Source organism: Devosia sp. Root436 (assembly GCF_001426345.1).
In the GTDB taxonomy this organism is placed as follows: Bacteria; Pseudomonadota; Alphaproteobacteria; order Rhizobiales; family Devosiaceae; genus Devosia.
Genome location: NZ_LMEM01000011.1, coordinates 309,154 through 335,520 on the forward strand (window position 1 = coordinate 309,154; position 26,367 = coordinate 335,520).

Annotated in this window: 25 protein-coding genes; 8 read left to right on the forward strand and 17 right to left on the reverse strand. The window is 63.7% G+C overall.

Annotation, left to right across the window (positions count from 1 at the left end):
* Window positions 1-83 precede the first annotated feature (83 nt).
* The 5 genes from ASD04_RS12590 to ASD04_RS12610 all read right to left on the reverse strand — a co-directional run bounded on the left by ASD04_RS12590 (window position 84) and on the right by ASD04_RS12610 (window position 5,482).
* Window positions 84-914, reverse strand: coding sequence for a dipeptide ABC transporter ATP-binding protein (locus tag ASD04_RS12590; RefSeq protein WP_056257346.1), 831 nt, complete (start codon window positions 912-914; stop codon window positions 84-86).
* Window positions 911-1,759: an ABC transporter ATP-binding protein gene (locus ASD04_RS12595; protein WP_082531192.1), complete on the reverse strand. Its 849-nt coding sequence runs from the start codon at window positions 1,757-1,759 to the stop codon at window positions 911-913. The genes ASD04_RS12590 and ASD04_RS12595 overlap by 4 nt, the downstream gene beginning before the upstream one ends.
* Before the next feature lie 3 nt (window positions 1,760-1,762).
* Window positions 1,763-2,665, reverse strand: a complete 903-nt coding sequence (locus tag ASD04_RS12600; protein WP_056257349.1) for an ABC transporter permease subunit — start codon at window positions 2,663-2,665, stop codon at window positions 1,763-1,765.
* A 1-nt stretch (window position 2,666) separates the two neighbouring features.
* The gene (locus ASD04_RS12605; protein ID WP_056257351.1) at window positions 2,667-3,674 is read right to left on the reverse strand and encodes an ABC transporter permease subunit; all 1,008 of its coding nucleotides are present in this window, start codon (window positions 3,672-3,674) and stop codon (window positions 2,667-2,669) included.
* Window positions 3,675-3,886: 212 nt separating this feature from the next.
* Window positions 3,887-5,482, reverse strand: a complete 1,596-nt coding sequence (locus ASD04_RS12610; protein WP_056257355.1) for an ABC transporter substrate-binding protein — start codon at window positions 5,480-5,482, stop codon at window positions 3,887-3,889.
* A 226-nt stretch (window positions 5,483-5,708) separates the two neighbouring features.
* On the opposite strand from ASD04_RS12610, the gene ASD04_RS12615 reads away from it, so the two are divergent.
* Window positions 5,709-6,101, forward strand: a complete 393-nt coding sequence (locus ASD04_RS12615; RefSeq protein ID WP_056257358.1) for a VOC family protein — start codon at window positions 5,709-5,711, stop codon at window positions 6,099-6,101.
* 531 nt (window positions 6,102-6,632) lie between these two features.
* Here the strand turns inward: ASD04_RS12615 and ASD04_RS12620 are convergent.
* The 3 genes from ASD04_RS12620 to ASD04_RS12630 all read right to left on the reverse strand — a co-directional run bounded on the left by ASD04_RS12620 (window position 6,633) and on the right by ASD04_RS12630 (window position 9,237).
* Complete coding sequence (locus tag ASD04_RS12620; RefSeq protein ID WP_056257360.1) at window positions 6,633-7,571, reverse strand: Gfo/Idh/MocA family oxidoreductase; 939 nt, start codon at window positions 7,569-7,571, stop codon at window positions 6,633-6,635.
* Window positions 7,572-7,644: 73 nt separating this feature from the next.
* A complete protein-coding gene (locus ASD04_RS12625; RefSeq protein WP_056257363.1) occupies window positions 7,645-7,992 on the reverse strand; it encodes a VOC family protein in 348 nt (115 codons plus the stop codon).
* A gap of 12 nt (window positions 7,993-8,004) precedes the next feature.
* The gene (locus ASD04_RS12630) at window positions 8,005-9,237 is read right to left on the reverse strand and encodes a glycerate kinase (RefSeq protein ID WP_056257624.1); all 1,233 of its coding nucleotides are present in this window, start codon (window positions 9,235-9,237) and stop codon (window positions 8,005-8,007) included.
* A gap of 139 nt (window positions 9,238-9,376) precedes the next feature.
* Between ASD04_RS12630 and ASD04_RS12635 the strand changes: the two genes are divergently transcribed.
* The 5 genes from ASD04_RS12635 to ASD04_RS12650 all read left to right on the forward strand — a co-directional run bounded on the left by ASD04_RS12635 (window position 9,377) and on the right by ASD04_RS12650 (window position 12,177).
* Window positions 9,377-10,072: a DUF1045 domain-containing protein gene (locus ASD04_RS12635; protein ID WP_082531193.1), complete on the forward strand. Its 696-nt coding sequence runs from the start codon at window positions 9,377-9,379 to the stop codon at window positions 10,070-10,072.
* Entirely contained in the window at window positions 10,073-11,209 is a 1,137-nt protein-coding gene (locus ASD04_RS12640) for an alpha-D-ribose 1-methylphosphonate 5-triphosphate diphosphatase (RefSeq protein ID WP_056257365.1), read from the forward strand.
* A 3-nt stretch (window positions 11,210-11,212) separates the two neighbouring features.
* Complete coding sequence (phnN, locus tag ASD04_RS12645) at window positions 11,213-11,779, forward strand: phosphonate metabolism protein/1,5-bisphosphokinase (PRPP-forming) PhnN (protein WP_056257368.1); 567 nt, start codon at window positions 11,213-11,215, stop codon at window positions 11,777-11,779.
* 64 nt (window positions 11,780-11,843) lie between these two features.
* The gene (locus ASD04_RS19720) at window positions 11,844-11,990 is read left to right on the forward strand and encodes a hypothetical protein (protein WP_200940263.1); all 147 of its coding nucleotides are present in this window, start codon (window positions 11,844-11,846) and stop codon (window positions 11,988-11,990) included.
* Window positions 11,977-12,177, forward strand: coding sequence for a hypothetical protein (locus ASD04_RS12650; protein ID WP_156461236.1), 201 nt, complete (start codon window positions 11,977-11,979; stop codon window positions 12,175-12,177). Before ASD04_RS19720 ends, ASD04_RS12650 begins: the two co-directional genes overlap by 14 nt.
* 71 nt (window positions 12,178-12,248) lie before the next feature.
* Here ASD04_RS12650 and ASD04_RS12655 read toward each other — a convergent pair whose 3' ends face one another.
* On the reverse strand, window positions 12,249-12,470 hold the full coding sequence (locus ASD04_RS12655; RefSeq protein WP_056257371.1) for a hypothetical protein: 222 nt from the start codon (window positions 12,468-12,470) through the stop codon (window positions 12,249-12,251).
* Window positions 12,471-13,003: 533 nt separating this feature from the next.
* Between ASD04_RS12655 and ASD04_RS12660 the strand changes: the two genes are divergently transcribed.
* Entirely contained in the window at window positions 13,004-14,053 is a 1,050-nt protein-coding gene (locus ASD04_RS12660) for a LacI family transcriptional regulator (RefSeq protein ID WP_082531194.1), read from the forward strand.
* Between the two features lie 34 nt (window positions 14,054-14,087).
* Here ASD04_RS12660 and ASD04_RS12665 read toward each other — a convergent pair whose 3' ends face one another.
* Both ASD04_RS12665 and rirA read right to left on the reverse strand, forming a co-directional pair.
* On the reverse strand, window positions 14,088-15,908 hold the full coding sequence (locus tag ASD04_RS12665; protein ID WP_056257373.1) for an ATP-binding cassette domain-containing protein: 1,821 nt from the start codon (window positions 15,906-15,908) through the stop codon (window positions 14,088-14,090).
* 483 nt (window positions 15,909-16,391) lie between these two features.
* Complete coding sequence (gene rirA / locus ASD04_RS12670; protein ID WP_056257375.1) at window positions 16,392-16,853, reverse strand: iron-responsive transcriptional regulator RirA; 462 nt, start codon at window positions 16,851-16,853, stop codon at window positions 16,392-16,394.
* Between the two features lie 210 nt (window positions 16,854-17,063).
* Between rirA and ASD04_RS12675 the strand changes: the two genes are divergently transcribed.
* Complete coding sequence (locus ASD04_RS12675) at window positions 17,064-17,393, forward strand: integration host factor subunit alpha (protein ID WP_156460448.1); 330 nt, start codon at window positions 17,064-17,066, stop codon at window positions 17,391-17,393.
* On the opposite strand, the gene ASD04_RS12680 is transcribed toward ASD04_RS12675, so the two are convergent.
* From ASD04_RS12680 to ASD04_RS12705, 6 genes are all read right to left on the reverse strand, one after another.
* Window positions 17,364-18,569: an ROK family transcriptional regulator gene (locus ASD04_RS12680; protein ID WP_056257379.1), complete on the reverse strand. Its 1,206-nt coding sequence runs from the start codon at window positions 18,567-18,569 to the stop codon at window positions 17,364-17,366. The genes ASD04_RS12675 and ASD04_RS12680 overlap by 30 nt on opposite strands.
* Window positions 18,570-18,814: 245 nt before the next feature.
* Entirely contained in the window at window positions 18,815-19,870 is a 1,056-nt protein-coding gene (gene ugpC / locus ASD04_RS12685; protein WP_056257380.1) for a sn-glycerol-3-phosphate ABC transporter ATP-binding protein UgpC, read from the reverse strand.
* A gap of 10 nt (window positions 19,871-19,880) precedes the next feature.
* On the reverse strand, window positions 19,881-23,081 hold the full coding sequence (locus tag ASD04_RS12690) for a glycoside hydrolase family 38 C-terminal domain-containing protein (RefSeq protein ID WP_056257382.1): 3,201 nt from the start codon (window positions 23,079-23,081) through the stop codon (window positions 19,881-19,883).
* Window positions 23,078-23,890 carry a carbohydrate ABC transporter permease gene (locus tag ASD04_RS12695; RefSeq protein WP_056257385.1) on the reverse strand — a complete coding sequence of 271 codons (813 nt, stop codon included), beginning with the start codon at window positions 23,888-23,890 and terminating at the stop codon, window positions 23,078-23,080. The genes ASD04_RS12690 and ASD04_RS12695 overlap by 4 nt, the downstream gene beginning before the upstream one ends.
* Window positions 23,890-24,780: a sugar ABC transporter permease gene (locus ASD04_RS12700; protein WP_056257387.1), complete on the reverse strand. Its 891-nt coding sequence runs from the start codon at window positions 24,778-24,780 to the stop codon at window positions 23,890-23,892. The genes ASD04_RS12695 and ASD04_RS12700 overlap by 1 nt, the downstream gene beginning before the upstream one ends.
* 203 nt (window positions 24,781-24,983) lie before the next feature.
* Complete coding sequence (locus ASD04_RS12705; RefSeq protein WP_056257390.1) at window positions 24,984-26,300, reverse strand: extracellular solute-binding protein; 1,317 nt, start codon at window positions 26,298-26,300, stop codon at window positions 24,984-24,986.
* Window positions 26,301-26,367 lie beyond the last annotated feature (67 nt).

Here is a 26,367-nt window from a genome sequence, read left to right on the forward strand (position 1 = left end):
CTGGAATACTGAGCTAGCAGTAGCCCTCATGGTGAGGTGCGCTTCTTCAGCGCCTCGAACCACGAGGGCGTGGCACGCAGGACCTACCCCGCCAGCGCCGCCTTCTTCGCCAACCGCGCCTTGATGCTCTCGACGCTCGAATTGGGCGTCGCGGCGAACAGCGTGCGGGTATAGGCATGCTGCGGGCTGGTGAAGACTTCGTCGCGCGTGCCGTGCTCCACGACATCGCCGAAATACATCACCATCACCTCGTCGGCGATGTAGCGCACGACGCTGAGGTCATGGCTGATGAACACATAGGTCAGGCCGAACTCGTCCTGCAGGTCCTTGAGCAGGTTGAGGATTTGCGCCTGCACGCTGAGGTCCAGTGCCGAGACCGGTTCGTCCAGCACGAGGAAGCTCGGATTGAGCATCAGCGCCCGCGCGATGGCGATGCGCTGGCGCTGGCCGCCCGAGAACATGTGCGGATAGCGATTGAAGTGCTCGGGGCCGAGGCCGACCTTGAGCAGCATGGCCATGGCCTTGTCGCGCCGCTCGGCCGCCGACATCGTGGTGTTGAGCAGCAAGGGCTCCGCCAGCACATCACCGATCTTCTGGCGCGGATTGAGCGAGCCATAGGGGTTCTGGAACACGATCTGCACCTTCTGGCGCAGTTCGCGCGTCACATGCGCCGCGCTGGCCGAAAGGCCGTCGATCAGGATTTCGCCCGAGGTCTGCGGGTCGATCAGCGTGATCATGCGCGCCAGGGTCGACTTGCCGCAGCCGCTTTCCCCAACCACGGCCAGGGTCTTGCCCTTTTCCAGCTTGAAGTTCACGCCCTTGACGGCATGAACGATCTTGGCCGGGCGGAGGAAGCCGCCGGAGGTGACATAGTCGCGCGTCAGGTTGCGGACTTCGAGAACGGGTGTCGTCATGCCGAGCCCCCCGGCGCCGGTTCGAACACGAAGTCGGACACCGTCGGCAGGCGATCGCCCACCGCGTTTTCCGGCAGCGCCGAGAGCAGCGCGCGCGTGTAGTTGGATTTGGGGTTTTCGAACAGGGAGAGCACGTCGGCCTCCTCCATCTTGTGCCCCTTGTATTGCACGATCACCCGATCGGCCGTCTCAGCCACCACGCCCATGTCATGGGTGATCATGATCAGTCCCATGCCGGTATCGAGCTGGAGCTGCACCAGCAGGTCGAGGATCTGCTTCTGGATGGTCACGTCGAGCGCGGTGGTCGGCTCGTCGGCGATCAGCAGTTTCGGATGGCACGAAATCGCCATGGCGATCATCACGCGCTGGCACTGGCCGCCGCTCATCTGATGCGGGTAGGCGCCGAGCCGCTCCGCCCCGTCGGCAATGCCGACCAGGTTGAGCAGCTCCACGGCGCGGTCGCGCGCCGCGCGGCCATGCAGGCCCAGATGCTTGCCCAGCACTTCCTCGAGCTGGAAGCCCACGGTGAAGCAGGGATTGAGGCTCGCCACCGGCTCCTGGAAGATCATGGCAATATCCTTGCCGATGATCTGCCGCTTGTCGCGCGGGCTCATCGTGAGCAGGTCGATGCCTTCGAATTCCATCCTGTCGGCGGTAACGGTCGCGGTGGCGGGCAAGAGGCCCATCACCGCCAGCATGGCCACCGACTTGCCGGAACCGGATTCGCCGACAATGGCCAGCACTTCGCGATTGTCCACCGACACGTCGATGCCATCGACGGCCTTGAACAGGCCAACCGAGGTATCGAACGAGACGGTGAGATTGCGGATATCAAGCAGGGGCATGGATCAGCTCCTCTTGAGCTTGGGATCGAGGGCGTCGCGCAGGCCGTCGCCGATGAGGTTGATGGCCAGCACGGTGATGAGGATGGCCAGGCCCGGGAAGGTCACCACCCAGGGCGCCTTGAGGATGAATTCGCGCGCCGTGGCCAGCATGGTGCCCCATTCGGGGGTCGGCGGCTGGGCGCCCATGCCGAGAAAGCCGAGCGCCGCCGCATCGAGGATGGCGTTGGAAAAGCTCAGCGTCGCCTGCACGATGATGGGGCCCAGGCAATTGGGCAGGATGGTGATGAGCATGAGCCGGATATGGCTGGCGCCGGAGAGTTTGGCCGCCGTCACATATTCGCGGTTCTTCTCGGCCATGACGGCCGCCCGGACCAGCCGGGCAAAGTGCGGTTGCAGCACGATGGCGATGGCGATCATGGCATTGAACAGGCCGGGCCCGAGAATAGCCACCAGCACCAGCGCCAGCAGCAGCGACGGGAAGGCCAGGATGATATCCATGACGCGCATGATCGCCACGTCGACCCAGCCGCGGAAATAGCCGGCCAGCACACCGAGAATGACGCCCACGAACAGGGCACCGATCACCACGAAGAAGCCGATGAACAGCGAATAGCGCGCGCCGTGGATGAGGCGGCTGAGCATGTCGCGGCCGACCGGATCGGTGCCGAGGATGAAGCGTGGATCGCTGCCGGCCTCCCATATCGGAGGCTTGAGCAGGGCGTCGCGATACTGGATATCGGGCGAATAGGGCGCGATCAGCGGCGCGAAGATGGCCATGAGCACGAGCAGCGCGAAAACGGTCAGGCCGATGACGGCGCCGCGATTGACCGAGAAATAATACCAGAATTCGCGCAGGCCCGAGGCGGGCTTGCTGGCGGTGGCAACGGGTTCGGTGCTGGGAGCCATGCTACTGTACCCGGATGCGTGGATTGATGAAGGCATAGAGCAGGTCGACAGCCAGGTTCACCGCCATGACGATGAGCGCGATGATCAGCAGCCCCGATTGCACCACGACATAGTCGCGCTTGAAGATGGAATCGATCATCCACTTGCCGACGCCGGGCCAGGTGAAGATGGTCTCGGTGAGGATGGCGCCGCCCATCAACAGCCCGACCTGCAGGCCGATGGTGGTGATGACAGGGATCAGCGCATTGCGCAGGGCATGGATATTGACCACCCGGCGCGGCGACAGGCCCTTGGCGCGCGCGGTGCGCACATAGTCCTCGCCCAGCACTTCGAGCATGGCCGAGCGGGTCTGGCGCGCGATCACCGCCAGCGGAATGGTCCCCAGCACGATTGCTGGCAGGATGAGGTGCCGCAGGGCCGAAACGAAGGCGGGCCAGTTGCCATAGAGCAAGGTGTCGACAAGCATGAAGCCGGTGATCGGCCGCAGGAAGAAGGTCAGCGCGATCCGGCCCGAGACCGGCGTCCAGCCGAGATAGCCGGAAAAGAAGATGATGAGCAGCAGGCCCCACCAGAAGATGGGCATGGAATAGCCTGTCAGCGCCACGCCCATCGTGGCCTGGTCGAACCAGGAGCCGCGCTTGACCGCGGCAAAGATGCCGGCGGGAATGCCGATGATCACGGCCAGGAACATGGCGGTAAGCGCCAGCTCGATCGTGGCCGGGAACAGGGTCAGGAATTCGGTGATGACCGGGCGCTTGGTGGCGAGCGAGATACCGAAATCGCCCTGCAGCACACTGCCCAGATAATCGAAATATTGCTGCCAGATCGGCAGGTTGTAGCCGAACTGCTCCTTGAGGATTTCATAGCGCTCGGGGGTCACGCCGTGCTGGCCGGCCATGGCGAGAATGGGGTCGCCCGGCAGCACGCGCACAAAGGCGAAGGCACAGATGGAAATGCCGATGACGGTCGGCACGATCAGCGCCAACCGGCGCAGCAGGTAGTTGAGCATGTGCGGGTCTTTACCCTTGGCCACCCGGGCCGCCGCAGCGGACCGGATCGCAGACGTTTCCTGTGGCGGCGGACTCTTGCCGGGCGCCGCTGACCGGCGCCTCGTGGTCCTGCTCTCGAATGGAGGCGCCTGACGCAGCACCTTAAAGAGGGGAGCCCCGTTCCGGTCCGGCCGGATCGAGGCTCCTGTTCGCTAGATGGGGGCGCCCAGGATTACTCCTGGATATCCACGCCCTTGAAGATGTGGCTGCCGAGCGGGCTCATATGGTAGTTGAGCACGGTCTTCTTCATCGGCATGAACACGCGGCTGTGGGCCAGGGTGATCGCCGGTTCCTCGGCCTTGAAGATTTCCTGGGCCTTGGTGTAGAGCGCGGTGCGCTCGGCCGGGTCGGAAATCGCCTTGGCGTCCTGGATGGCAGCCTCGAAGTCTTCGTTGCACCAGCTCGAATAGTTGCTCACACCAATGGCCGAGCACGAGAACAGGGTGGCAAAGAAGTTATCCGGATCGCCATTGTCGCCGGTCCAGCCGATCATGAACGGGCCCTTGCGGTCGGGCTGCTTGCCGCGCTCGCGATATTCGGTCCATTCGTAGGTCACGATGTTGGCGGTGACGCCGACAGCGGCCCAGTCAGCCTGGATGAGTTCGGCAACGCGCTGGCCGTTCGGATTGTACGGACGCGACACGGGAATCGCCCAGAGGTCGGTGGTCAGGTCGGTCACGCCGGCGGCAGCCAGCATTTCCTTGGCCTTTTCCGGATCGTAGACATCGGCCGGGGTGGCTTCGTCATAGGACCACATGGTCGGCGGGATCAGGTTCTTGGCGTCCTGGCCGGCACCCTGGTACACGGCCTCGATGATGGCGGACTTGTCGATCGCCATGGTCAGGGCCTTGCGCACGTCCGGATTGTCGAACGGCGGCTCGGTGGTGTTGTACGAGATATAGCCGATGTTCAGGCCCTCGGATTCCATCACGTTGAGGTTGTCATCGGCCTTGAGGGTCTCGATGTCAGCCGGAGCCGGGTAGGGCATGATATCGCATTCACCGGCCAGCAGGCGCTGGGCGCGCACCGAAGCGTCGGTGGTGATGGCGAAGATCAGGTCGTCGATCGGCTGCTTGCCATCCCAGTAATCGGGGAAGGCGGCATAGCGGATGACGGTATCGAGCTGGTAGTCGACGAACTGGAACGGACCGGTGCCGACGGGCTGCGTCGAGAAGGCAGCCATGTCGCCCGAGGCCTCGAGCTGGTCGGCATATTCCTTGGACACGATCGATGCGAACTGCATCGCCAGGTTCGCCAGCATCGGCGAATTGGGCTCGGTCAGGGTGAACTTGACGGTCAGGTCATCGATCTTCTCGATCGAAGCGAGATACTTGGGCATGTCCATGCCCTGGAAATAGTCCCAGGTCATGCCTTCGAGATAGGCGTGCCACGGATTGTCTTCCTTCCACTGGCGCTCGAACGAGAAGATCACGTCGTCGGCGTTCATGTCGCGGGTGGGGGTGAAGTAGGGCTCGGTGTGGAACTTGACGCCGGGACGCAGGTGGAACGTGTATTCCAGGCCGTCCTCGGAGATGTCCCAGCTTTCTGCCATGGACGGGATGACTTCGGTGGTGCCGGGGGCGAATTCGACCAGGCGCTCATAGATGGTATGGGCCGAAGCGTCGAAGTCGTTGCCGCCCGTGGTCGGGCCGGGATCGAAGTGGGCCGGCGAGGCTTCCGAGCAGTAAATCAGTTGCTTGGCCTGGGCCGCGCCAGCGGCGAGCGCCAGAATGGCCGTCGCCGCCAGCAGCGTTTTCATCAATTTCATGATTGTTGTCTCCCGAAACTATTATGCGCACCCGGCTTGCCAACCGGGGCTTGGGCGTCAACAAAGCCTAGAATCCATGGGAGCGCAAGCAGGCAGTTTGACCATTTGGTCAATCTGATGACAGCCAGAACGTCCTTCCACAGGATTGGACGGTTTTGGAACGAACCGTTCGGTGGACCCCATGGTGGCTTGACCCGCCCATGCCGCTGGTGATCCATGGTCTCCCATGAGCCAATCCATCGCCACCGTCTCCCTGCTCGTCGCCGACTATGACGAGGCCATCACATTCTATTGCGATACGCTGGGTTTTGACCTGGTGACCGATACCGACCTCGGGGGCGGCAAGCGCTGGGTGGTGGTGGCCCCGCCAGGCCGCACCGGCGCACAATTGCTGCTGGCCCGTGCCGATGGCGAAAGCCAGCGCGCCGCCATCGGCAATCAGGGCGGCGGCCGGGTGATGTTCTTCCTCGAGACCGGCAATTTCGCGCGGGATCACGCCGCCATGATCGAACGCGGCGTCAAATTCATCGAAGAGCCGCGCCATGAGGCCTATGGTTCGGTCGCCGTCTTCATCGATCTCTATGGAAACAAATGGGACTTCATCCAGCCCAGCCGCTGATGCTGGCTTTGCTGCTCGCCACGCCGGCCAGCGCGCAGGAGGCCGGCTGGCACTATTCGCCGCTGCCGGGCGAGGGCGATCGCGCCACGCTGGGCTGCGCCCTCGACTCGACGCCCCAGATCTATGCCTGCCTCGCCGTGCGCTGCGAGGACGATTTCACCACCGGCATCCATATCCATACCAGCCGGTCCGGTGGCGATGCCGGGCGCTGGGCCATCACCGTCGACAAGGAAACCCGCTCCTTCGACGCCGAGGCGGCCATGCCTTACGGCGCTCGGCTGGTCGGGGATTTTTCCTGGGTACTCTATAATCTCGCCAATGGCGCCGTCGCCTATCTGGCGCCCGAGGATGGCTCGGACATGCCGGCCAACCACATTCCGCTCGATGGCTCGCTCTATGCCATCAACGCCGCCCTCGCCTACTGCGCGCCGCGCGTTCCGGTCGAGCCGAAGCCGGACAGTAGGGGTGCCACGCAATCGTGGTTCGAGGGTCGCTACGCTCCCGCCTCACCACGAGGGCGTGCCGCAATGCCTACCACTCAAATTCCGGCCCGTTCTCCCGCGCGCCCATCAGGAACACATCGCTCATCAGCCGCAGCGGGGCGGCATCGACGTCGCTTTCGTGGCGTTCCAGCAGCCCGGCGAAATGCTCGTACATGGCGGCATATTCGCCGTCGCCATGCTTGAGCACCAGTTCGTCATTGATGGTGAGCGAACGCCCGCCGCCCTCGAGCTTGATGACATCGCCAGCCCCGGTCTCGACCCTTATGGTCCAGATCTCGCCGCTCTCCTCAAGCCAGTTGAAGCCCGCCGACAGCCGGGGCTGATGCAACTGCCCCGACTTGAAGACGATCTCGACATCGACGGGGGTTTGCCGGTTTGAAGGGAAGGTCAGCGTGGAGCGCTCGACGAAAACCGGGAAGGGCATGATCTTGGTGAAGATTGAGAGCGCATTGATGCCCGGATCGCAGACGCCGAAGCCGCCCGGCTCCCACACCCAGTCCTGGCCGGGATGCCATTTGCGCACGCTTTCGCGCCAGTCGATGCGCACCGACCGGACGCCGTCCTGGGCAAGGATCTCCCTGGTGCGGTCCACCGCCGGATTCCATTGGCTGTGCCAGGTCTGGTAGAGGACGCGATCAAGGCGCCGCGCATGGGCGATCAGGTCGTCCAGTTCGGAAATGGTGGTGGTGGGGGGCTTTTCCATCATCACATCCTTGCCGGCGTCGAGCGCCTCGCGGACATATTGATGGCGAATGCCGGGCGGGGTGCAGATCGAAACCAGCGACACGTCAGGCAGCGCGGCGTAGAGCTCGGCCGGGCTGCGGAAGGCCGGCAGGCCGTTGTGGCTCAAGCCACGGGTCGAGACGGTCGCCGCCAGTTCGAAATCATCGGATGCGTCGATGACCGGCAGGTGCTGGTCCTGCGCGATCTTGCCCACGCCGATGACGGCGATCCTGCGTCTGGCCATAAGGCGGCTCCTTCCCGAAAGTCGGGCGTATAGAACAGAGCCACCCCCACTCTGCCAAGGGGCAATTGTATGATTATTTTGGCGGCTGCCAGAGCTCGATCTGGTTGCCCTCCGGGTCATGCAGGCGACAGAACCGGCCGGTCTCGGGCGTGTCCCACTCCTCCGGCCGGGTTTCGGTGGCAATCCCCGCCGCATTGAGCTGGCGCATCATCCCGTCGAGATCATCGACGCGGAAGTTGATCATCCATTGCTTGTCCGCGGGAAAATACTCGCTCGTCTGCTTGAATGGCGCGAAGACCGTGAGGCCCTGTTCCTGCTGCCATAGCTCGGTAATGCCGAGATGCTTCTCATACCAGGCGGCCAGGGCCTTGGTATCGCGGGAGCGGAAAAAGATGCCCCCGATGCCCAATACTTTTGCCATTCTTCGCTGTCCTCACTGGATGAGTATCGCCCGGAAGTCATTGACATTGGTGCCGGTCGGCCCGGTCACCAGCAGGTCGCCGATGGCGTTGAAGGCGCCCCAGGCGTCGTTGCCCGCCAAAGCCGCCAGCGGGTCGATCCTCGCCTTGCGCAGGCGCGTCGCGGTGCTGCCGTCGGCAAAGGCGCCGGCATTGTCCTCGGAGCCATCGATGCCGTCGGTATCGGCCGCCAGCGCGGAAATGCCGTCCACGCCGTCAATGGCGATGGCGAGGGCGAGCAGGAATTCGGCATTGCGGCCACCCCTGCCGCCCTTGCCGCGCAGGGTCACCGTGGTTTCCCCGCCCGAGAGCAGCACAACGGGCTTGTTGAACGGCCGGTTGCGCTGGGCGATTTCACGCGCCATGGCCGCATGCACCTGCGCCACGTCGCGCGATTCCCCCTCGATGGAATCGGAAAGAATGGCGGCTTCGATCCCCTGGCTTCGCGCCAGCTCCGCCGCCGCTTCCAGCGACAGGGCGGCCGAGGCAATGGTGCGCACACTGTTGCGGGCGAAGACGGCGTCACCCGGCATCGGTGCCAGGTTGTCGGTGCCGGCCAGCAACGCATGGGCATGGGGTGGCAGTTCCAGCCGGTAGAGCCCGGCATATTTGCGCGCCAGTTCGCGCGAACCGGAAAGCGGAATGGTCGGCCCCGAGGCCACCAAAGCCGGATCGTCACCCGGCACGTCGGACACGATCAGACTCGCCACGCGCGCGGGAGCGCAATGGGCCGCCAGCCGCCCGCCCTTGATGGTCGAAAACTGGTTGCGAATGAGGTTCATCACCGAAATGGGAGCGCCCGAGGCCAGCAGCGTCCGATTGATCGCTTGTTCGTCGTCGAAAGTCAGCCCCGGCGCCGGTGCCGGCAGCAAGGCCGAGCCGCCGCCCGAGATCAGCGCCACGACCAGGTCGTCTGGCCCAAGCCCCGAGACGGTTTCCAGCATGCGCCGCGCCGCGAGGAACCCCGCCTCGTCGGGCACCGGATGGGCCGCCTCGACAATCTCGATCCGCTCGCAAGCCTCGGCATAGCCGTAGCGCGTCACCACCAGCCCGGTGAGCGGCCCGTCCCAGGCCTCTTCGAAAGCCCGCGCCATCTGGGCGGAGGCCTTGCCGGCGCCGATGACCACGGTGCGGCCAACCGGCTTTTCCGGTAGGTGCCGGCGTATGGCCAAGGCCGGTTGTGCCTGCGCCACGGCTCGGCGGAACATCTGTTCGAGCAGGTCGCGGTCCAAAAGTCTCTCCCGGCTTGCGATTCGGTGCGGGCAAGGGTAGCCAGCAATGGGTTGCGTGGACAGTTGTCAAACAGGCGACACAGAGTCCGAATAGCGGGCTGGTCAAGGAGTTCCGATGACAGAACGATTCGCGATCTATTTTGCCCCCGCCGCCACCAGCAATCTGTGGGAGCGGGCCGCCACCTGGCTGGGGCGCGACGCCAGCGACGGCACACTGTTCGACGGCCCGGTGGCCGGCATAGACCGCGACCGGCTGCTCAACCTCACCCAGTCGGCCAACCGCTACGGCTTCCATGCCACGCTCAAGGCGCCGATGGCGCTGGTCGACGGCGCCAGCGAAGCCGATCTGCGCGCTGCCCTCGCCGAATTCGCGCCCCGGCACCGGCCCCTCGATCTCGGCCGGCTCAAGCTCGCCTCATTGCAGGGCTTTCTTGCCCTGATGGTCGATGGCGACAACGAAAGCCTGCAGGATTTCGCTGCTCATGTGGTCGAGGATTTCGATCCCCTGCGCGCGCCGATGAGCGTCAGGGATCGCTCCGCCCGTGCCGGCAAGGGGCTCAGCGAGCGGCAGATCGAGCTGCTCGACGCCTATGGCTATCCTTATGTCTTCGAGGAATTCCGCTTCCACATGACGCTGACCGACCGGCTGGAGGAAGCCGACGCGCGGGATATCGCGACGGCCGCCGCCACCTGGTTCGGCCCGGTGCTGGAGGAACCTGTCCTGCTCGACCGGCTATCGCTGTTCCACGAGCAGGAGGCCGGCAAGCCCTTCCGCCGCATCGGCGATTTCAAGCTGGGAGAAGCCGCCTGAATGGTCGAGAGCCAATTCCGCAATGCCCGTGTCGTGCTGGGTGGCGAAGTCATCGAGGGCAGCCTTGCCTTGCGCGAGGGCGTCATCACCGCCATCGATTCCGGCCCGGCGCAGGCGGGCGAGGACCTCGATGGCGATTACCTGATCCCGGGCCTCGTCGAGCTGCATACCGATCATCTCGAAAGCCATTATCGTCCCCGTCCCGGCGTGTTCTGGGATGCGATGGCGTCGCTGCATGCCCATGACGTGCAGATCATCGGCTCGGGCATAACCACCGTATTCGACGCGGTGCGGATCGGTTCGGATCCCGACCTGCCCAGCATGGGCGAACATGTCGAAAAGCTCACCGGCGCCATCGAAACCGGCCGCAGGGATGGCTGGCTGCGCGCCGAGCATTTCGTGCATCTGCGCTGTGAATTGCCGGCGCATGACGTCATCGCCCAGTTCGAGGCTCATGCCACCCACGAGCATACGCGGCTGGCTTCTGTGATGGACCACACGCCAGGCCAGCGCCAGTTCCGCTCGCTCGACGACTACAAGCGCTTCTACAAGGACAAGATGGGCCGCAGCCAGGCCGAGCTCGATGCCTATCTCGATGCGAGGCAGGCAGAGCACGAGCGGTATTCGGCGCCCAATCGCGCGCATATCGTCGCCCGCGCCAAACAGCTGGGCCTGCCGCTCGCCAGCCACGACGACACCACGCTGCTCCATGTCGAGGAGGGTGTGGCCGATGGCGTCGCCATCTCGGAATTCCCCACCACGCTCGAAGCCGCCTCGGCCGCGCATGATGCGGGTCTCGCCATCCTGATGGGCGCGCCCAATGTGGTGCGCGGCAAATCCCATTCGGGCAATATCTCGGCAACCGACCTGGTGCGCGCGAGACTGCTCGATATCCTCTCGTCGGACTATGTGCCCTTTGCCCTGCTGCAGGCCGCCTTCGTGCTGCCGCAGCGGGTCGACGGGCTCGCTTTGCCCGAGGCATTGGCCACGGTCACGCGCAATCCAGCGCGCGCCGCCGGGCTCGACGATCGCGGCGAGATCGCCCCCGGCAAGCGGGCCGACCTGGTCCGCGTCAGGGTGGTGGGCGGGCTGCCCATCGTCCGCGGCGTCTGGCGGCAGGGCGTGAGGGTAAGCTGATCCATGGCGCGACCGCTCGGTTCACTTGTCCTTGTGGTCGGCCCCTCCGGGGTGGGCAAGGACACGCTGATAGCGGGCGCCCGCCACGCCCTGGGCAATGACAAGCGCTTCGTCTTCGTGCGGCGCCTGGTCACCCGCCCCACCTCCATCGAGAGCGAGGACCATGACAGCCTCGATGCCGAAACCTTCCGGCAGATGGAGGCGGCCGGGCGCTTCGCCCTGTCCTGGGATGCGCATAACCTGCGCTATGCGCTGCCGCTCAGCCTCGATACCGACCTGGCTCTGGGCAAGACCGTGGTCGCCAATGTCTCCCGCCATGTCGTCAGCGAAGCGCTGGACAAATATCCGAGTTGCGCGGTGGTGCTGATCAGCGCCGAGATTTCCTGCCGCGCCGAGCGGCTGACCCGGCGCGGACGCGAAAGCGCCGACCAGATCACCGCGCGGCTGGCGCGCGAAAGCGCGCCGGTGCCATCGGGCGTCACCCCTGTCATCATCGACAATTCGGGGCTGCTGGCCATCGGCGTCACCGCCTTCGTCATGGCCCTGCGCACCATCGCCGCGCAGGAATAGCCGGAGCGCGTGAACCCTTGGCGGGCTGGCGCGTTGCTCCTGCGCAAAGCGTCAGGAGTTTTTCATGAGTCGCAATGGACTATATGCCGTGGTCGCCATCCTGCTGGTCGCGATCGTCGGCTTTGGCATCTATACCTACCAGCAGCAGACCCGCCCGGGCATCGAAGTGCGGGTAGACGAGCAGGGGATTTCCATCGATGGCAATGGATGATGAAGGCGAACGTCGGCAAGCCATCGCCACGGCCATAGCGGGTGAGCTGGAACGGCAGGCCCGCGATGGCGCCCAGCGCATCGATATCGACGCGCTGGCCGAGGCCATCGACATCGCGCTGGAGCCGCCGGCACCGGCCAATGAAGGCCGGCACCCGGACGAACTCAACGCCACCAATGACGATTGAAGTGAGTGTCGACACACCAGGTCACACGCACAGAGTCATTCCCGCGAAAGCGGGAATGACTCGGCCCAGCTTCATGCCGCGTCGGCACTGCCCTTGCGAACGGCCTGCGACACGGCAAAATGGGCCTTTTCGACCGTTTCGAACTGCTGGCCGTCGATGGCGAAGGCCGGCAGCTTGACCGCGAGGAAGCGGTAGCCGTCGGCATGCGGCACCACGACGCCGAGCGGTTCGCCGGCGACTTCTATGACAATTGGCTTATGGGCCTGAGCCCGGTCGAGACTGCGTTCCTGCATGGGTGGGTGCTCCACTTGCGCATTGCACGGGGCCAGAATTGGTAGCACGAGAGCGAGTCGCACATTCCGGCCGGCAACGCTGGGGGTCTATCGGAAGACTGAGACGAAGGCGTGACAGCAGGTCACATTCGTTTGCAGCGACAGGTCCCTTGCCACCGTTTGGCGGCGTGCAGGTTGGTGCGTACGAGCGGACAACCGGCATGGATAGTGAAGGTAATAGATGGAGACATCTTCATTCCTTTCCTGCGGGTTGAACGACACGGGAGCATCGGCAAGTGCCGATACGTGACGGCAAGATAGGAGCGTTTGGCGCCGATTGCTAGACGCGCAGCGACCGCCCGATGCAGATTTTCGGAAAAAGACTGCTCGACTTTAGCTGTATGCCAGAAATCTGATCATGATATTCATATTTTGACGTACGTCCGTCATCGGCACCACCCTTCGGGCGGCGCTTGAACTGGGCCAAACAATCTGTTGTTGTCCGTTTCAACAAGGCGCCACCGCGGACAATCGCGGTCCGAGGGGTATACGACGTGTCCGAAGACGACCTGCCTTCTGCAGCGAAAGGCAAGCGCGGCGTCAAGCCATCCGGCAAGCCGACGCTCAAGACCATTGCGCAGATGACGGGTTTTGCCGTCACCACGATTTCCCGCGCCCTCAACAATGCCCCCGAGCTCGCCCAGGAAACCCGCGACCGCGTGCAGAAGATCGCCGCCGAAATCGGCTACCTGCCCGACCGCGCGGCCCTGCGCCTCAAGACCGGCCGCACCAATGTCATCGCCCTGGTGCTGGAGCCGGACGAGCAGATTTACGGCTTCGGCTCCTCCATCGTCACCGGCCTCACCGAGGCGGTGCGCGACACGGCCTATCACGTCGTCATCACGCCCCTGTTCCGCAATGTGCAGCCGATCGAGCCGATCAAGCATATCGTGCGCAATCGCATGGCCGATGGGGTGATCTTCTCCAAGGCCGAGACTTTCGACGAGCGCATCCGCTTTCTCATCGACAACGAGTTCCCCTTTGTCAGCCATGGCCGCACCAACTGGCCCGAGCAGCATGCCTCGGTCGATTTCAACAACGAAGCCTATGCCTATGGCGCGGTGAAGCGCCTGGTGCAGAAGGGCTGCCGCAAGGTGTCCATCGTCCTGCCCGAAAGCGCCCTGACCTATACCGATCATCTCAAGACCGGCATGGCCCGCGCAGCCGGGGAGGCCGGCATCGAGCACGAATTCGCTGCCGACGTGAATCTGGGCAGCCCGACCGACGCCATCCGCAATTATGTGATGAAGCGCACCAAGCGCCCCGACGGGCCCGACGGCTGGGTCTGCGCCTCGGAGGTCTCGGCCCTGGCGGTCATCGGCGGCCTCAACGAGGCCGGCCGCGTCGTCGGCCAGACCGCGCATGTGGTGGCCAAGCAATCCTCGCAGATGTTCGCCCAGTTCCAGCCGGGCGCCGAGACCGTATTCGAGGATTTCGTCGGTGCAGGCCGCCAGCTCGGCGCCGTCCTGCTGCGCCGCATCGCTGGCGAAGGCCCCGAGGGGCTGCAACAGCTCACCGAACCGAAATTCGAGTGGAAGGACTGAGAGTCCAGCTCATCGCCCACACGGGCGATTCCGCCTACCCTTCCAGCTCTTCCCGCAGCAATTCCAGTTCCAGCCACTGTTCCTCCGCCGCCGCCCGCTTGGCCTCGGCTTCCATCAGCGCCTTGGATTTCGCTGCGAAACCCGCCGGGTCGCGCGCATAGAAATTGGCATCGGCCAGTGCGGCATTGATCGCCTTGATCTCGTCCTCGAGCCCGTTGATCGTCCTGGGCAGGGTTTCGAGCGCGTGCTTTTCCTTGAAGCTCATCTTGCGCTTCGGCGCGGCGGACACGGCAGCCGTGGTTTGGGCCAGGCTGGTTTTGCCCGGCCGGTGCGCCTTGGGCGCCGGTTCGCGGGCGGTGACGCCCTCGCCGCGCTGGATCACCATGTCGGAATAGCCGCCGGCATATTCGGTCCAGATGCCATTGCCTTCGGCAATGATCACCGAGGTCGCCACCCGGTCGAGGAAATCGCGGTCGTGGCTTACCACGATGACGGTGCCGGCATAGTCCGAGACCATTTCCTCCAGAAGGTCGAGCGTTTCGAGATCGAGATCGTTGGTCGGCTCGTCCAGCACCAGGAAGTTCGAGGGCAGCGACAAAGCCCGGGCCAGGGCCACGCGCGCCCGCTCCCCACCCGAAAGCTTGCCGATGGGCGTATTGGCCTGTTCGGGGCCGAACAGGAAGTCCTTCATATAGCCCACCACATGCTTGGGCTGGCCGTTGATCTGCAGCGTATCCGAGCCGCCCCCGGTCAATGCTTCCTTGAGCCGCGTCTCGGGATGAAGCTTGGCCCGCCCCTGGTCGAGCATGGCCAGTTCCAGCGCCGAACCGAGCTTGATCTTGCCGCTGTCGGGTTCGAGCAGCCCGGTCAGCATCTTGATCAGCGTGGTCTTGCCGGCGCCATTGGGACCGACAATGCCGATGCGGTCGCCGCGCAGCACGCGGGTCGAAAAATCGCCGACGATCACCCGCTCGCCATAGCGCTTGGCAATGTTCTCGGCTTCCACCACCAGCGCGCCGGATGTCCTGCCCTCGGACACCTGCATATTGACCGAGCCGGTCACCCGCCGCTGTTCGCGCCGATCCTGCCGCAGCCCAGCCAGCCGCTCCAGCCGCCCCACATTGCGCTTGCGCCGGGCGGTGACGCCATAGCGCAGCCAGTGTTCCTCGCGCACGATCTGCCGGTCGAGCTTGTGGCGGTCGCGCTCCTCCTCTTCCAGCACGGAATCGCGCCAGGCTTCGAAATGCGAAAAACCCTTGTCGAGCCGGCGCGTCACGCCGCGATCGAGCCAGACGGTCGCTTTGGTCAGATCGGCGAGGAAGCGCCGGTCGTGGCTGATCAGCACCATGGCCGACCGCAGACTGTCGAGTTCGGCCTGCAGCCATTCGATGGCGGGCAGGTCGAGATGGTTGGTCGGCTCGTCGAGCAGCAGGATATCGGGCTTGGGGGCCAGCACCCGCGCCAGCGCGGCCCGGCGCCCCTCGCCGCCTGAAAGATTTTTCGGGCTTTCGGCACCGGTCAGCCCGAGCGAGTTCAGCAGATATTGGGCGCGATATTTGTCATCGCCCGGCCCCAGCCCGGCTTCGACATAGTCGAGCGTCGTCGCATAGGCCGAAAGGTCCGGCTCCTGCGGCAGGTAGCGCACGGTGGCGCTGGGTTCGATGAAGCGCACCCCGCCATCATGGGCAACATCGCCCGAGGCGATCTTGAGCAAAGTCGACTTGCCCGAGCCGTTGCGCCCTACCAGCGCTATGCGCTGGCCCGGCGACACGATGAGTTCGGCACTTTCGAGCAGCGTCGTGCCGCCGAAGGTCAGATGGATATTCTGGAGCGAAAGAAGGGGTGCAGCGGCCATGGCGCGGATAGAGCACAAGGCCCGAGCAAAGAAAAGGCCGGTCAGGACGTTGAGGATCCTGACCGGCCCGGGGAGACGGTAGCAGCAAGCCCCGTCGTCTCGGCAGCGTTGCGATTGGTGAAGTCCCCTGGGACCAACCACCGCCGCGCGATGACGGGAGAAAAGCATATGTTATTATGAGTGTCAAACTCATAATAATGGATTCTTCACTCCCGCCACGAGTGGAGCCACCCCTCGCCCCTCGTGGGAGAGGGGGGAAATCCGCGTTCAGCGGATTTCCGGGTGAGGGGGCTGCGCTGTCCCATGCTTCAATGCCAGCGGATAGCTCGGCGTCCCCCCCTCATCGCCCGGAGCCTGTCCTCGTGCGCGAAGCGACACGGGGAGGCACCTTCTCCCACGAAGGGAGAAGGGGGCGTGGTGGACACAAAACACCCCGGGCGAGCCCGAGGGTGACAATCCAGTTCCACAGTACCGATACGTGCCTTAGTGCGCCGGCTCCATCACCGCGTCCAGCGCGCTCAACCCCAGCCGGTCGCGGATGGAGCGCTTCTTGCTGGCGAGATCGGCGATGGTATAGCTGGCCAGCACATCGAAGAACGCTCCCAGCGCCTCGCGCAGCGCGCCGTTGAGGTCGCATTCCCCGATCAGCGGGCAATCGGCGCCGTCCTCGAAACATTCCGCCAGAGCGAAATTCTCTTCGGTCAGCCTGATCGTATCGAGCAGGGTAATGTCCTCGGCCTTCTTGCCCAGCTTGATGCCGCCATGGCGGCCGCGCACCGTGGCCAGCAGTCCATTTTCCACCAGCGGCTTGATCAGCTTGAACAGGAAAAGCTCGGAAATATTGTAGGCCCTGGCGATGTCGGCCACCCGGCTCAGCCCCGGCTCATTGACGGCACAATAGACCAGGGTGCGGATCGCATAATTGGATTGGCGGGTCAGTCTCACTTCGGACCTCATATTGGCCTGGCGAGGCGCCGCAAGCGGTGCCGGCCGGCCATGATTCGACTTCTTATCCGTTCATAGAACGCCTCGCAGCTTATAACCATTCTAAAATATGTCAACGTAACTTGATCGGTACGATCATATTTGTTGCCGCATGCCCCTCTGGACAGGGGGATAACTTCCTTCTATGAACTTAAAGAGGGGGACGGCACATTGAACACGACAATTACGCGAGCCATGCTCAGCGAAGCGGCGGCTCGACGAACTGGAGTCAGCAAGGCCGACGCTGCGGCAGTTGGCGAGGCCATGTTTGCGCTGATGGGCGAGGCGCTGATGGCGGGGGAAAATGTCAAGCTCACCGCGTTCGGCTCGTTGCAGGTGCGCTCTCGCGCCGAGCGGCTGGGCCGCAATCCGCGCACCGGCACCGAACACCGCATCTCGCCACGGCAGACCGTGGTGTTCACGCCCAGTGCGCAATTGCGCGAGGCGCTGAACCACGCCGAGCCGGCGCCGTCAGCCGGCCAGGTCCGCCAGCGTGCGTGAGAAATAGCGGCGATAGAGCGTCAGCTCGGCTCCGCCGATTGCGGGGGCCAGTGCGCCCAGATGTCCGGGCAGCACTTGCGGCGGCACATAGGCGGCAATGGGCAGGCGCCGCAATTCTGCCTCCAGCCGCTCTACCAGTTGGGTCACGATGGCCGGCGGCAGGGTGCTGTCGACCAGCACCAGCCCGCTTTCGATGACCGTCGTGGTGTTGAACACCACCTTGGCCAGGGCCTTGGCGCTGTCGTCCAACCATTGGTCGAGCACGGGCCCGAAATCCTGCCAGGGCCAGTTGGCCGGGTCATGGGTATCGACGGCAAAGCCCGCCGCGACAAGCCGGCTTTCCAGTGCCGTGACCGAAGCGATGAAATGGGCCACCTGCGGCCCGTCATCGCCATCCACCAGCATGGAGCCGAGATTGGCCGAATTGTCGCTTGGCCCTTCCCACAACGTGCCCTCGCCGACAATGCCGGCGGCGATGTAGCGTCCGATCAGGAAATAGATGAAATTGGCCGGACGCGGCTTGGGGAAGGCGATCAGTTCGGCCCAGCAGGCGGCATTGCCGTCATTGAACAGGCTCACCGCGATGCCGGTGCGCTGCTTCAGCGCCGCGGCGATATCGAGCTGGAGCCAGTGCGCCCGCTGTTCCGCAGGCGCGCTGACCAGCCCCAGATTGCCGGCAATGTTGGTCGGCAGCGCCACCCCGATATCGGTCAGCCTGGCCCTCATGCCCTCGGGCAGCGTGCCCAGCACCTCGTCCGTCATCGCCACGATATCGTCGATAATGGTGGTGGCATCGGGAAAGACATGGTCGCGATGACGGCGGTCCAGCACCCGCGCATGCAGATCGAGCAGCAACACGTCGAGATGGCGCCAGCCGACCTCGACGCCAACTGCGAATGCGCCCTGCGGATGCAATGAAATCGGGGTCGCCGGCTGGCCGCGCCGCCCGCGCAGCACTTCGCCCCGCGTGATGAGCCCCATGCCATCGAGGTCGCTCAGGATGGCCGAGACGGTCTGTGGCGCCAACCCCGACAGGCGGGCGATGTCGGCGTTGGACACGCCGGGGTTGAAGCCGATAATGGTCAGCACGGCCCGTTCATTGGCGCGCCGAAGCCCCTGGTGCTGCAATCCGCGCCCCCCCGCATCGAAGGCGTCGCGTACGGGCTCAGTGGTCATCGTCGGCATCCCAAAAAGGTCAACCACCGTACCGGGCCGTGCACGCAGCACGGGCCCGTCCGGGATCCCATAACAAAATGAAGGTGACACGGGCGCCGCAAACGCCCGTAATCCGTGATTCGAAACAAGTCCGGCAATCATGCCAAACCGGGTCCGCCGCGCCAAGTCCCGAGCCCTCAAATGAATAGAAGACTAAAGTCGTGTCTATTGGGAAATCTACGAGGCCCCCCGTCGCGGGGATGGGATCAGCGGAGGGCGCGGCCGGCTTCGTCGAACAGATGCACCCCCTCGGCAGGCAGGCCGATATGGATGGTCTGATGCAGTTGCAGGTCGGGCGCGCCGTCGAGCTTGATGGTGACGAGGTCACCACTGGGCAGCTCGACATAGGCCAAGGCATATTCGCCGAACTGCTCGATCACCGACAGCGAGCCGCTGAAATGGGCGGCCTCGGGATCGGCCAGGTGAAGGTGCTCGGGGCGCACCCCCAGAGTTCTTACATTCTCACGTTTGGCGTGGCTCAACGTTAACAGTCTGTTACCCGGAAGCAGCAACCCGTCACTGCTCGGGGACACCGGAAGGAAGTTCATGCGCTGGCTGGCGATGAAGCCGGCAACGAAGGTGTTGACGGGGTTTCGGTAGAGTTCGAGCGGGCTGCCGACCTGCTCGATCCTGCCGGCATTGAGCACCACGATCCGGTCGGCCAAGGTCATGGCCTCGACCTGGTCATGGGTCACGTAAATCATTGTGGCATCTAGCGTATCGTGCAGCTTGGCGATCTCGACCCGCGTCTGCGCCCGCAGTGAAGCGTCGAGGTTGGAGAGCGGTTCGTCGAACAGAAACACCTTGGGATTGCGCACGATGGCCCGGCCGATGGCGACGCGCTGGCGCTGGCCGCCGCTGAGCGCTTTGGGCATGCGTTCGAGGTAATCCTCGATCTGCAATATCCGCGCCGCCTCCCTAACCCGCTGATCTACCTCGGTTTTCGGCGTCTTGGCGAGCTTGAGGCCAAAGGCCATGTTTTCGTAGACACTCATATGCGGGTAGAGAGCGTAGCTCTGGAACACCATGGCGATGCCGCGCTGGGGCGAAGGCACGTCGTTGACAACCTTGCCGCCGATGGAGATATCCCCGCCGGTTATCGGCTCTAGCCCGGCGATCATCCGCAGCAAGGTGGACTTGCCGCAGCCCGAGGGGCCGACGAAAACCACGAACTCGCCGGACTTGATATCGAGGTCCACCCCATGGACCACTTCAAGTGATCCATAGGATTTGCGGACGCCGCGCAGCGACACATCGGACATGAAAGCCTCCTCAGGTTTCGATCAGCAGCGTCGCGATCTCGAAGGGTCGCAGCGACAGTGTCACGCCATTGTCCTTGATTTTCAGGGGCTTGCTGGCGCCCTCCTCCATCAGGTTGACTGAGCGTACCGACTTGACCGGCATGCCGAAGGTGATAGTCGCCTCGGCGCGGATATTGGCGTGCTCGAAGATGCGCAGCACCACCGCGTCAGACTTTTCGGCCTTCTTGACCGTCTCCAGCGTAATGTTATCCACGTCGGCCCGAGCGAAGCTGAACTGACCCAGTTCACTCGCCGCTGTGGCGGCGGGCTTGAGGGAGCCGATAACCGCGACGGGATTGTTGAAGCGCTCGGCGGCGCGATGCACATCGGCCAGGTCGGCCACGCCATCATGCACGAAGAGCGCGTAGCGCAGGCGATGCTCGCCCAGATCGGCATCGGGGCTGGGGAAGGTGGAGCCGCGCACCAGGGTCAGGCGGACGGATTGCTCAAGACAATCATAGGCATATTTGCAGTCGTTGAGCAGGGCGACGCCGAAATCGGATTCACTGAGATCGACCCAGCGATGCATCGAGGCCTCGAAACGGGCCTTGTCCCAGCTGGTATTGCGATGAGTGGGGCGCTTCACATGGCCGAACTGGATTTCCGCGCGGATTTCCGACGTATTGAGGTCGAAGGGGAACTGGGCCTTGAGCACCGTCTGGCGTTCCTGCCAGTCGATAAAGGTGTCGAATTCGACCTGCCGTGCACCTGACGCCAGCGAAATGACCTGCACGACTTTGGACGCCCGATAGAGGCGCTCGATGCGGATAGCGGCACGATGCGGGCCGGTTTCCACCACTGAAATCAAGGCCTTGCCATCAGCCAGTGGCCAGAACTGTTCCTCGAAATAGCGGTCGATATCCCAGGCATCCCACTCCATCGGCTTGTCTTCATAGGCGATGAGGCGGTTGGCCTTTTCGCCCGCCGCCAGGGTCTCGCGGTTGCGCGTCTTGTCGAAGATCGAGGTGATCTCGCCGGCCTTGTCGAAAGTGACTTTCAGCAGCTCATTTTCGAGATGGCTTGCCGAAACCGACAGGCTGGACGAGCTGTTGCTGGCGCCGCCGGAAATAACTTGTCCCCCAGTCCAGCCGAGCGGGCTAATATCGCTGACTGGCGCGGCGAATGACGAAGACCCATCAGCCGCAAAAATCTTCTGCAGGGGATAAGTACCGCTTGGAGCTGACAGAGATGACCCATCGAGTCCGGCATCCGCGCCCAGGCTCACCAGGCCCGAGCGGGTCTGGCCGGTAAAGTTGAACAGACGGAGCTGATCGGCGCCCGGCTTGGAGAAAGCCTGCGCCGCGGAATGCCAGGGGCCATTCTGCGAGCCCAAGGTCGAGAAAATCTGACCGTACTCACTGTCGCTGTCGACATAGACTTCGGGGATGGAGGTGCCGGGCAGGATGTCGTGGAACTGGTTGATCAGGACCAGCTCCCAGAACTCGGCCAGGGTGTCGGCCGGGTAAGGTGCACCGTCCTGGGTCAGCGCCATGGCGCCGAGGAATTCCAGTTCGCGCAGCAGGCGTTCGGACCGGCGGTTATTGGCCTTGTTCTTGGCCACCGAGGTCAGGGTGCCGCGGTGATATTGCAGGTAAAGCTCGCCGTTCCAGACAGGGAAGCGGTTGCCCTTGGCATCCATCGCCTTGCCGAGGCGGTCGAGGAAGGGAACGATGCCTTCGAGCTTGACGCGGGGGGCGCCTGGAATGCCGCGTTCGAGGCGGATGCCGCGCTCGATCATCTCGCGGGTGGGGCCGCCGCCGCCATCGCCATAACCATAGGACATGACGACTTCAGTATGCACGGCCTTGGGCTCGTAGCGCTTCCAGGCGCCCATGGTTTCGGAAACCGAGAGATCGCCATTATAGGTGGTAAAAATCTGCTCGCTCTCGACCCGCTGGGCGGTGATGAGCTGCGCCTTGGTGACGGTGCCGTCGATGCCGCGCCAATGGAAGCTGTCATAGGGGAACCGGTCCGTATCGTTCCAGCTCAGCTTGGAGGTGACAAAATATTCGAGGCCGGATTTGTCCATCACCTGCGGCAGGTTGGCGGAGTAGCCGAAGGTGTCGGGCAGCCAGACCGTCTTGGGATCGACGCCGAAATGCTCGAGGTGAAAGCGGCGGCCGCGCATGATCTGGCGGACAAGCGACTCGCCCGAGACGATGTTGACGTCGGGCTCCACCCACATGGCGCCCTCGATCTCGAATTGGCCGGACTTCACCTTCTTGAGCAGGCGCTCCCACAGCTCGGGATAGTCCTTCTTGAGGAAGTCGAAGAGGACAGACTGGTTATACATGAAGATGAATTCTGGATATTCCTCCATCAAATTCAACACTGTAGCGAAGGACCGCCCGGTCTTGTCGCGCGTGTGCATGACGCGCCAGAGCCAGCCCACATCGAGATGGGTGGAGCCGACGGCGGTGATCTGCGGCTGGTTTTCCGTATCGACCAGCTTGTAGATTTCGGCGGCGATCTTCTCGGCGGCACCCAGCGAGGCTTCGAATTCGGGCGTGTAGCCCGCGCGGCGATCGAGGGCGCGCAGGGCACGGTCGACGATGTTGAGGATGGCCTGGCGGCGGGGGTCGTTCTGGTAGAGGCGCACCGCCACATCCAGCGGCGTCTGCAAGTCCCAATAGAGCTTTTCGGCGCGTTCGCTGCGGGTGTAGAAATCGACGGTGAAGCCGACCAGCGGCCGGTCGAAGAAGGTGAAGGCATTGACCAGCAGGGTATGCTTGCTGCCCGGCTTGGCGTCGCGCTCGATGACCAGTTCGGTGTGATTGCCGTCGAGCGCCTGGGCGATCCTGCCATCGAGATAGGCCAGGCATTGCGGGTCGGTCGAGCCCGGGCGATCCTGCCACTGGCTGGTGAACTTGAGCACGAAGGTCTTGCCCTTCGCTTCCGGCGGCACCGTGACTTCGGCGGCAAACCAGGTGTGGCCCTGCTTCTTGGCCCAGACAGAATGAGGACCGAACTGCTCCCATTTGCGCCAATCGGCCTTGAGGGCTTCCTCTGAGGTCATGTCGGCGCGCTGCACATGCCACTGCCAGGCGACGCCGCCGACCGGGGTCAGGATCTTGTTTTCCAGATCCTTGCAGAGCCGGATGAGCTTGCCCTCCATCTTGAGGTCATCGTCGAGCAGACCGAGCTTGGACGATTGGGGGTTGGAATAGGTCATCCTTTGACTCCGACACCGGCGAAACCTGTGTTCATGTTGCGCCGTAACAAGAAATACACGCCGACCGCCGGCGCAGCGTAGATAATGGAAAAGGCCGTCAGGAACCCGTAATTGATGGCCCCCTGCTGGCCGAAGGCCGCGTAAAGCCCGACCGACATGGGGAAGGCATCCTGTACGCGGGCGAAGATCAGCGGCAGCAGGAATTCGTTCCAGGCACCGGTGAAGCTGTAGAACCAGACCACGGCGATGCCGGCCCGCGACATGGGCAGCACGATTTTCGTGACGATCTGGAGCAGGCTCGCGCCCTCGACATAGGCCGCTTCCTCAAGCTCGATCGGCACGGTGTCGAAGAAGTTCTTCAGCAGCAGCAAAGTGAAGGGCAGGTTGAGCACGGTCAGCGCGATGATGACGCCGAGCTGGTTGAGCAGGCCCGAGCGCTGCGCCGCGAAATAGAGCGGCACCAGCACGCCCGCGGAAGGCAGCATGCGCAGCAGCACCAGCGTCCACAGGAAGGCGTTGCGGCCGGGGATGCGCAGTCGCGACAGCGGGTAAGCGGCGGAGATGCCGACGATGACGCTGAGCGTCGCCGTGCCGGCGGCGATCAGCATGGAATTGAGGAATTGCCGCCCGGCATTGCCGCTGACGGCCAGCGCGAAATTGTCGAGCCCCACGGCGCGCGGGATTTCGAGCTGCCCGGTGGACATTGGGTTGAAGGCGTTGAGCAGCAGCCAGGAAAACGGGCTGATCCAGATGACCGCCATAAAAGCCAGGGCGATGGCGGTGACGCGGGAGGTGCCGGTCGATTCCATTATTTCGGCTCCCGCAGCATGCGCAGATAGACCAGCGACAAGAGGCCCACAATGACCAGCATGGCCACCGAAATGGCGCTGCCGAAGCCGAGATTGCCGCGCGAAAAGCTCTGATTGTAGAGAAACACCGCCAGCACTTCGGTCTGCCTTCCCGGCCCGCCGCCGGTCATGGCGAAGATCAGCGGGAAATATGTGAAGGTCCAGATGGTGATGAACAGCATGTTGGTGGCGATATGCGGCCGGATGATCGGCAGCTGCACCAGCCAGATGCGCTGGAAAGGCGTAGCGCCATCGACCTTGGCCGCTTCGACCACTTCACGCGATACCGAATCCAGGGCCGCCGAGAACAGCAGGTAAGACCAGGCCGTGCCCTTCCAGATATTGGCGATGGTGACGATGGGCAGGGCATATTCGTTGATGAAATTGATCGGCGGAAAGCCCAGCGGCACGACGATAAGCTGATTGATCAGCCCGGTCTGGCTGGTGGTGGCCGACCACAAGAAGGCCGCTACGATATCGGGCAGGAGCCAGCCGAGCATGATGCAGACTTCGACCACGCTGCGAATGGTGGACTGGCTGCCGCGCAGCACGGCGGCGAGCAGGAAGCCCAGCACCGACTGGCCGACGATGGCCGAGAAGAAAACGAAGATGACAGTGGTCCAGAGCGATTCCAGAAAGCCCCGGCGGGTGAACAGGCGCTCGAAATTCTGCAGGCCCACCCAGTTCCACTCCACCGACTTGCGGCCGACAAGGGCCAGGTCGGTAAAGCTGAAGGCGAAGGCCCAGGCGGTGAAATAGAGCAGCGCGCCGATCAGGATGGCGGCGGGCAGCAGACCCAGACCAAGGAGGAACAGATTGCTGGTGAGCCAGGGATTGGCCTGGTTTTTCATAGTTCACTCGGGCCCATAAACTTGCTCGGTGTCATTCCGGCGAAGGCCGGAATCCATCCTGAGATGTTGCCGGTTAGTCGATCTCAGGATGGACCCCGGCCTTCGCCGGGGTGACATCGCGATTGTGAGTGGTCTGGTGCAAAGCGCCCCGTCACGGCGGCACCCTGAGGACAGGTGGGCGCCGCCGCGTCGGGAGGTTTGGTTTACTCGTAGGTGATGACGTTCTCTTCGCCGAATTCGTCGACCAGCGCATCGTGGTAGCCCTGGACGACTTCATCGACGCTGACGCCATCGAGCAGGTCGGACGTGGCCTGCTGGATCAGGGCCGAGACCGTCTGATAGCCGGGGACAGTGTCGCGGCCGGTGGTATCGGCAGCCAATGCCGTCGCCTTGGCCAGGAACGGATCGGCAGTGTATTCCGGGCTTTCCGAAATATCGGTGCGGACCGCCATGCGGTGATTGGCCAGCGTCCATTCCTTGAAATTGGCTTCATCGAAGATCGAAGTGATCAGCTTGAAGGCCAGTTCCTTGTCGGCAGCATTGGCATTGACGCCAATGGTCCAGCCACCGGAAATGTTGGTGGTCGTCTTGGTGCCGGGCTCGCCCGAGCCGGGCCACGGGGTCCAGCCGACCTGGGCATCCCGATCTTCGCGGCTGGGCGGATTATTGCAATCCCACAGGCAGGCGTCTTCCCACGAGCCGGAGGCCAGGATGCCGAGCTTGCCATCGGCCAGGGCCTGGCGCACGGCGGCGCCGATATCGGTGGCGTAGTTGAGATCGGCCGGGTTCAGCTCGCGCTCGACGAAAACCTGGTGATAGAGATCGAAGGTGCGGCGCAAAGCTGGGCTGTCGCCGATCCACTGGTTGGTTTCGCGGTTGAGCAGGCGGTTGCGATCGCCCTCGGGCACGTCGGCACCGAGCAAAGCCATATAGACGCCCTGCATGGTGGTGGCTTCACCCTGCTTGATACCGGCGGGAAGCTGGAACGGGTACTGCACGCCCGCGTCCTTGAGCTTCTGGGCCGCATCGAGAATGTCGGCCCAGCTCTTGGGCTCCCACGGCATGGCAATGCCGGCCTTCTCGAAATTGGACTTGTCGTACCACAGCATGCGCACGTCGGTATCGGTGGGCAGGGCGTAGACCTTGCCCTGATAGGAAGCCACTTCGAGCAGGCCGGGCAGGTAATACTGATACTGGTCCCAGCCCGATGCGAGATCGTTGAGCGGCTCGAGATAGCCGGCCGAGGCCAGCTCGGAGACCATGAAGCTGTCCATCAGATTGACATCGGCGGCGGTGCCGGCTGCCAGGTCCAGCGCAATGCGCTGGTCATAGCCCTGGCCGGGCAGCTTGATGGCCTTGACGGTCTCGCCGGTCTCGGCCTCGAAGGCCGCGATGCCGGGCTCGACCAGCGCGGCAATCCATTCGGCATACATGAAAGACACTTCGGCCTTCGCGGGAATCGCGGCGGCGGCCATCAGTGACATAGCGGCCACCGTGGTCAGAAAACCTCGTTTGAGCATCAACTCCTCCTCTGCTGCTCGCGCTGCCTCTGGTCGGGCAGCCTCGCGCCGGAACCCTCATCCTGGC

Bases quoted from the DNA above. Each gene is read 5' to 3' on its own strand.
- ASD04_RS12610 (WP_056257355.1), bottom strand. From the start codon at position 5,482: ATGAAATTGATGAAAACGCTGCTGGCGGCGACGGCCATTCTGGCGCTC.
- ASD04_RS12620 (WP_056257360.1), bottom strand. From the start codon at position 7,571: ATGGCCAGACGCAGGATCGCCGTCATCGGCGTGGGCAAGATCGCGCAG.
- ASD04_RS12625 (WP_056257363.1), bottom strand. From the start codon at position 7,992: ATGGCAAAAGTATTGGGCATCGGGGGCATCTTTTTCCGCTCCCGCGAT.
- ASD04_RS12590 (WP_056257346.1), bottom strand. From the start codon at position 914: ATGACGACACCCGTTCTCGAAGTCCGCAACCTGACGCGCGACTATGTC.
- ASD04_RS12595 (WP_082531192.1), bottom strand. From the start codon at position 1,759: ATGCCCCTGCTTGATATCCGCAATCTCACCGTCTCGTTCGATACCTCG.
- ASD04_RS12690 (WP_056257382.1), bottom strand. From the start codon at position 23,081: ATGACCTATTCCAACCCCCAATCGTCCAAGCTCGGTCTGCTCGACGAT.
- ugpC (WP_056257380.1), bottom strand. From the start codon at position 19,870: ATGTCCGATGTGTCGCTGCGCGGCGTCCGCAAATCCTATGGATCACTT.
- ASD04_RS12700 (WP_056257387.1), bottom strand. From the start codon at position 24,780: ATGAAAAACCAGGCCAATCCCTGGCTCACCAGCAATCTGTTCCTCCTT.
- ASD04_RS19720 (WP_200940263.1), top strand. From the start codon at position 11,844: ATGAGTCGCAATGGACTATATGCCGTGGTCGCCATCCTGCTGGTCGCG.
- ASD04_RS12695 (WP_056257385.1), bottom strand. From the start codon at position 23,890: ATGGAATCGACCGGCACCTCCCGCGTCACCGCCATCGCCCTGGCTTTT.
- ASD04_RS12705 (WP_056257390.1), bottom strand. From the start codon at position 26,300: ATGCTCAAACGAGGTTTTCTGACCACGGTGGCCGCTATGTCACTGATG.
- ASD04_RS12635 (WP_082531193.1), top strand. From the start codon at position 9,377: ATGACAGAACGATTCGCGATCTATTTTGCCCCCGCCGCCACCAGCAAT.
- ASD04_RS12650 (WP_156461236.1), top strand. From the start codon at position 11,977: ATGGCAATGGATGATGAAGGCGAACGTCGGCAAGCCATCGCCACGGCC.
- ASD04_RS12655 (WP_056257371.1), bottom strand. From the start codon at position 12,470: ATGCAGGAACGCAGTCTCGACCGGGCTCAGGCCCATAAGCCAATTGTC.
- ASD04_RS12630 (WP_056257624.1), bottom strand. From the start codon at position 9,237: ATGTTCCGCCGAGCCGTGGCGCAGGCACAACCGGCCTTGGCCATACGC.
- phnN (WP_056257368.1), top strand. From the start codon at position 11,213: ATGGCGCGACCGCTCGGTTCACTTGTCCTTGTGGTCGGCCCCTCCGGG.
- ASD04_RS12640 (WP_056257365.1), top strand. From the start codon at position 10,073: ATGGTCGAGAGCCAATTCCGCAATGCCCGTGTCGTGCTGGGTGGCGAA.
- ASD04_RS12615 (WP_056257358.1), top strand. From the start codon at position 5,709: ATGAGCCAATCCATCGCCACCGTCTCCCTGCTCGTCGCCGACTATGAC.
- ASD04_RS12665 (WP_056257373.1), bottom strand. From the start codon at position 15,908: ATGGCCGCTGCACCCCTTCTTTCGCTCCAGAATATCCATCTGACCTTC.
- ASD04_RS12680 (WP_056257379.1), bottom strand. From the start codon at position 18,569: ATGACCACTGAGCCCGTACGCGACGCCTTCGATGCGGGGGGGCGCGGA.
- ASD04_RS12600 (WP_056257349.1), bottom strand. From the start codon at position 2,665: ATGGCTCCCAGCACCGAACCCGTTGCCACCGCCAGCAAGCCCGCCTCG.
- ASD04_RS12605 (WP_056257351.1), bottom strand. From the start codon at position 3,674: ATGCTCAACTACCTGCTGCGCCGGTTGGCGCTGATCGTGCCGACCGTC.